Annotated in this window: 2 protein-coding genes; both read right to left on the bottom strand. The window is 30.5% G+C overall.

From position 1 onward, the window contains the following. Positions 1-133: 133 nt before the first annotated feature. Positions 134-670 carry a hypothetical protein gene (locus B5X70_RS17625; RefSeq protein WP_079559217.1) on the bottom strand — a complete coding sequence of 179 codons (537 nt, stop codon included), beginning with the start codon at positions 668-670 and terminating at the stop codon, positions 134-136. A 200-nt stretch (positions 671-870) separates the two neighbouring features. Beyond that, positions 871-1,701, bottom strand: coding sequence for a hypothetical protein (locus B5X70_RS17620; RefSeq protein WP_079559216.1), 831 nt, complete (start codon positions 1,699-1,701; stop codon positions 871-873). Between the last annotated feature and the right edge of the window lie 65 nt (positions 1,702-1,766).

Below are 1,766 nucleotides of genomic sequence, written 5' to 3'. Positions count from 1 at the left end.
AACGGTGACATATATGAAATGTTGGGGCTGCGGTGTGCGTCTTTGTCTGCCGTTACAGAAGCTGGAGCGGGGCAGAGAGGTTAATGTAAAAAACAAAACCCCAATATTTTATATATGATGTTGTAACACGTTGCTATTCATTAATTAATTCTTTAGCTGCACTTACAGCCGCCTCCTGAAATAAATTAGGCTGATCTATAATATCTTGCAATTTATTCTTTGAGTAATCTTTATATTTTGACTTATATACTTCAATCAATTGGTTTTTATTCCGTTCTATTTCTATCTCTGACTTTTCTGAAATTATGTTTCTAAAAAAAGTTCCGACGGTTTTCATATCAAGGAGTATTAAACCTATCAGAGCAGAAAATGAAACAGGTTGAAACCCTAAAAATATTAAGTCTTCAATACTGAAAGAAATATAAATATCACTATGAGTAAATTGTATTAGATTAAAGGAGCCTACTATCAAAGCCAATGCAAGGATTAATTTTGTTTTTTGTATATGAAATAATCTTAGAATAAAAATCCCAATAATAACTGAATATGCAATATAATTTCTAATCTCAATCGAAACACCATAATCCAACTTTTTAATCAATCCGAACACTGCGATGATTAACAAAAGAGCTGTTATAATTATGTCGTTATTTTTTCTAATTGAATTCATTCTCTTAATATCCTTTTAATTAAAAAATCATTTAGCGAAAACCATTATGAACGACAATTCCAAAATTCATGATAGCATATTAGAACAAATCAATTTCTATAATAGTCTACCTATATTTTGTGATTTTTCGAGAATATCATTTATGTCAATGCCATTTATATAATATCCTATAAAACAATGATATAGAATCTAAAAATAGTCTAATTAGATGCTTTTTTTCTGTTCTGGGTCGCTATCAATTTTGGCAAATAGTATAATTCAAGTCCATAATGATAAACATTCAAATAAATTGCGATTATAAATGTAGTAAGATAAATCAAATCGTGTCCCCAATAGTAAATAGGAAATATCAGTATCGAAATACCGAACTGTATAACAATTTTGTTTTTAATTTTTCTTTTAATCAGTTCAAAATCAGGGTTGTTTTCGAATTCTTTTAGGTAGTAATTCACTTTATACAAAAACCACTGCAATTCTACGAATAAGAAAAGTCCGATAAATACAATTGTTGAAATCACAAAAATCTTTGTCCACAGCACTACAGTCAGATATGCAATCATTAGTAAAAATCTTGTTACGCTTGGCAAAATATGAGTTTTAATCCATATTTCATCTCTGGTGCTTGCAAAAGCTGATTGATTCCACCAGAAATCAATCCTTTTGGTGTCGAATTCTGTATCAGCTAATTCATTGAATAATTGTTTAGAGTATTTATATTTTCGGTTGTGGTGCAGTCCACGTGCAAGTTCATATTTCAGTTCGTTAATATCTTCTTGTTTCCCTGTAATCCTGTCCGCAGTATTAACATATGCAGAGATAAAAAGATAGTAAACTGAAGAATACATTTCTCTCTCGTTAAACGCTCTTGCAAATCTATGTATAATAAGCCCTGCTAATTCCAATTCTTCAGAAGTCTCCGCTGTTTTCAGAATGTCAATGATACGGGTCTGTCTGGTCTCGAAAAAGTTCAAAACCTGATTTTCAAATTTCATCTCTGATAATTCACTCCAAATTTTTGACAGTCTGGTCATTTCTTCTTTTAAGTATCAACGCCAACTTATATATACAGATGTGTCTTTTTATGTGTTACAACGGT

It is taken from the genome of Alkalitalea saponilacus (assembly GCF_900168165.1).
Taxonomy (GTDB): domain Bacteria; phylum Bacteroidota; class Bacteroidia; order Bacteroidales; family Marinilabiliaceae; genus Natronoflexus; species Natronoflexus saponilacus.
This window is presented reverse-complemented; position numbering and strand designations above follow the sequence as displayed.

Coding starts and splice junctions, on each gene's coding strand:
- B5X70_RS17625 (WP_079559217.1), bottom strand. CDS start 670: ATGAATTCAATTAGAAAAAATAACGACATAATTATAACAGCTCTTTTG.
- B5X70_RS17620 (WP_079559216.1), bottom strand. CDS start 1,701: ATGACCAGACTGTCAAAAATTTGGAGTGAATTATCAGAGATGAAATTT.